Origin of the sequence: Desulfurella sp. (assembly GCF_049977265.1) — a bacterium.
Lineage (GTDB): Bacteria > Campylobacterota_A > Desulfurellia > Desulfurellales > Desulfurellaceae > Desulfurella.
In genome coordinates, this window is the sequence record NZ_JBMFGQ010000047.1 from 1 (window position 1) to 3,091 (window position 3,091).

General features: G+C 33.4%; 5 protein-coding genes. All 5 read right to left on the minus strand.

Features of this window, described 5'->3' with window-relative positions; translation table 11 throughout:
* The coding region (locus ACP5FO_RS07695) for a biotin/lipoyl-binding protein (RefSeq protein WP_428157306.1) at positions 1-218 on the minus strand (218 nt) is incomplete at its 3' end.
* Positions 215-793, minus strand: coding sequence for an OmpA family protein (locus ACP5FO_RS07700; RefSeq protein WP_428110521.1), 579 nt, complete (start codon positions 791-793; stop codon positions 215-217). The genes ACP5FO_RS07700 and ACP5FO_RS07695, both read right to left, overlap by 4 nt.
* A gap of 67 nt (positions 794-860) precedes the next feature.
* Positions 861-1,553, minus strand: a complete 693-nt coding sequence (gene trpA / locus ACP5FO_RS07705) for a tryptophan synthase subunit alpha (RefSeq protein ID WP_428110518.1) — start codon at positions 1,551-1,553, stop codon at positions 861-863.
* Positions 1,550-2,710: a tryptophan synthase subunit beta gene (trpB, locus tag ACP5FO_RS07710; RefSeq protein ID WP_428110516.1), complete on the minus strand. Its 1,161-nt coding sequence runs from the start codon at positions 2,708-2,710 to the stop codon at positions 1,550-1,552. The genes trpA and trpB overlap by 4 nt, the downstream gene beginning before the upstream one ends.
* Positions 2,707-3,091 (minus strand): phosphoribosylanthranilate isomerase (locus tag ACP5FO_RS07715; protein WP_428157307.1); only part of this gene is annotated, 385 nt, incomplete at its 5' end. The genes ACP5FO_RS07715 and trpB, both read right to left, overlap by 4 nt.

Below are 3,091 nucleotides of genomic sequence, written 5' to 3' on the forward strand. Positions count from 1 at the left end.
TTAACAAACTGGTTTCTTTTTACATATACCTTAATGACCTTACCAGCAACCTGTGGCGAAATAGGCACAATGGTACCATCAATGTATGCATCATCCGTAGAAACATGATTTAAATCATAAATAAGCTTTGGTATAAAATAGACAGCTAACCCGGCTAATATTAACAAAATAACTAAAAGCTGTATGAATTTTTTGGTTTTTTTGGTTTTTTTGGTCATTTTACTATAGAAACAACAAACTCATCATTTCTATTTTTAGCCCAGGCATACTCATTGTTTTGTGGATCGATGGGCTTTGACTTTCCATTACTTATAGTCTCTATTCTATTAGAGGCAACACCTTTTAGCACGAGGTAGTTTTTTGCTGCATCGGCTCTTTGTTGACCAAGTGCTAAATTGTATGCATCGGTTCCTCTTTCATCGCAATTTCCTTCAATAACAATATTAACTTGAGGATGTTGAATTAAAAATTCAGCTATTTTGTTTAAAACTTCAGGTGAATTTTGGTTTATACCCCACTCATCAAGCTTTGTAATTGTAGCGCTATTTACCTTAAAATAAATTCTTTGCATTACCTCTTTTGCCTGTTTTTCCAACTCACTTTCAAGCTCGTTTTGATTTTGTATGTTACTTAAACTCGAAGACGGCATATTCATAGATGAAGTGGGTGGTTGATTTGCAGATGTTTGTGGAACACTTGACTCAATTGGGGCTTTAGTGCCTGGCACACTAGAACAACCATCAACTAAAAATGCAAAACCTGCTAAAAATAAAAACAATAATAACTTATTCATAACTTAAACCTCCGTTTAATTTTTATAATCCTTTTTGTTATAATGTCAATATAAATACAAAATATAACTATTTTGTAATGCTTTTTACAAATTTTTCAAAATCACTTATACCTTTTTGAAGTTCTATAGCTGCTTGAGTACCTATTATGACACCATCTGCAATTTTAGAAGCTTCTTTTACATCACTTGCGTTTCTTATACCAAAACCTAAATACACTTTAGCCTGTTTCCTGCAATAGTTAATTTTTTCAATAGTTTGACTCTCAAGTGAAAAATTACCGCCTGTTATACCTCTTTTTGAAATAAAATAAATAAAATCTTTTGTGTTTTTAATAGCTAAATCTAGATCATTTTTTCTGCTTTCTGGTGTTGCAAATTTTATAATATTACAATCAAGCTGTTTTTCGAAATTAATAGCTTCTCTAACAGGCAAATCAGCTAAAATAATTCCATTTAAAATTTTATTATAGTTTTTGAGTTCATCTTTTAAGCTATAGGCTATATTTGCATAAGTCATCACATATAGCCTTTTCTTAAAAAGCTTTTTTACCTCAAAGAGGCTTTCAAAAAAGTCTTGCGTATCGTATTTTGAGAGACATTCGAATGCAGCTTTTTCCAAAATTTCACCATCTGCTATTGGATCAGAAAATGGTATACCTATTTCTAAAAAATCAACATCCAGATTATTACAAATTTCAACTGCTTCCAAAAACATACTTTTTTTTGGATAATTAGAAACCAAATATATACCTACATTCATTGTTGTACCGCCTTTATAATATCTAAATCTTTATCTCCCCTTCCAGAAAGGTTTATTATAATTGTTTTGTTTTTAAATTTTTCCTTATTTGTCAAAACGTATCCCAAAGCATGTGAACTCTCAAGCGCAGGTATAATACCTTCAAGTTTTGATAAAGCAAAAAAACCTTCCAGTGCCTGATTGTCAAACACATAATCGTAAATTACACGTTTTGAGTCTTTTAGATAACTATGCATAGGTCCAACGCCTGGATAATCCAGACCTGCAGATATTGAGTGTACTGAAGCAACATTTGCATTTTTTTGAAGTAAATAACTTAATGCACCATGCAAAATCCCTTTTGTACCTAAACTTAAAGTCGCAGAGTGATCACCCAAATTAATCGATCTGCCACCTGCTTCAACACCATATAATTCTACATTATCTTTTAAAAAAGCACTAAAAATACCGTATGCATTGCTGCCACCCCCTACGCATGCAACTACTAAGTCGCAAAGTCTATTTTCATATTGTTTTATCTGTCTTTTTGCTTCTTTACCGATAATTGACTGAAAATCACCTACAATTGTTGGAAAAGGATGTGGTCCAACCACGCTTCCAAGTAAATAATGTGTGGTTTTAACATTTGTAACCCAATCCCTCAAAGCTTCGTTTATAGCGCTTTTAAGAGTTCCTCCTGATTTTTCCACACTAATCACGCTAGCACCTAAGATTTTCATCTTATCTACATTAATGCTTTGGCGCTCAACATCTGTCTTTCCCATATATACAACACATTCTAAGCCCAATAAAGCACATACTGTAGCTGTAGCCACACCATGCTGACCTGCACCTGTTTCTGCTATGATTCTGTTTTTGCCCATAAACTTTGCCAAAAAACCTTGAGCTAAAGTATTGTTTATCTTGTGAGCTCCTGTGTGTGCCAAATCTTCCCTTTTTAGATAAACTTTAGCACCTACATAATCGCTAAAATTTTTTGCAAAATACAGTGGTGTAGGTCTTCCAACATAAGTTTTCAGCATATCATTTAGCTGTTTTTGAGCTTTTTTGTCTTTTTTAAAGGCAATATAGCCTTCTTCTAACTCATCTAAAGCTGGAATAAGCGTCTCGGGCACAAACTGCCCGCCAAACTCGCCAAAATAGCGTTTTAATTTCATTTTATTCTCCTTAAGTTTTCCATAAAGTTTTTCATTTTACTGTGATCTTTTTTGCCAGGGTAAGTTTCGATTGAGCTTACCAAATCAACACCGTAGGGTTTATAGCGTGCTATCTCAAATATATTATCTTCGCTTATACCACCTGCTACAAAAGCCCTGCTTAAATCATTGCAATCTTCAAGAATCTTCCAGTTAAACCTTTGAGCACTACCGCCAATCTGTGGGGTTTTGCTATCAAGCAAGATAAGACCATCGCTTAATTTTTGTGGCAATACATCATCAATTCTATAGACCCTGATGGTATTTTGAATATTAAAGTCATTGTAGACTTGAGCGTATCTTAATCCGCAATAGTTCATTATTGATACAATTTCTTCTTCA

Excerpts from the sequence above, each read along its gene's own strand:
- ACP5FO_RS07700 (WP_428110521.1), bottom strand. The coding sequence starts at position 793 with ATGAATAAGTTATTATTGTTTTTATTTTTAGCAGGTTTTGCATTTTTA.
- trpA (WP_428110518.1), bottom strand. The coding sequence starts at position 1,553 with ATGAATGTAGGTATATATTTGGTTTCTAATTATCCAAAAAAAAGTATG.
- trpB (WP_428110516.1), bottom strand. The coding sequence starts at position 2,710 with ATGAAATTAAAACGCTATTTTGGCGAGTTTGGCGGGCAGTTTGTGCCC.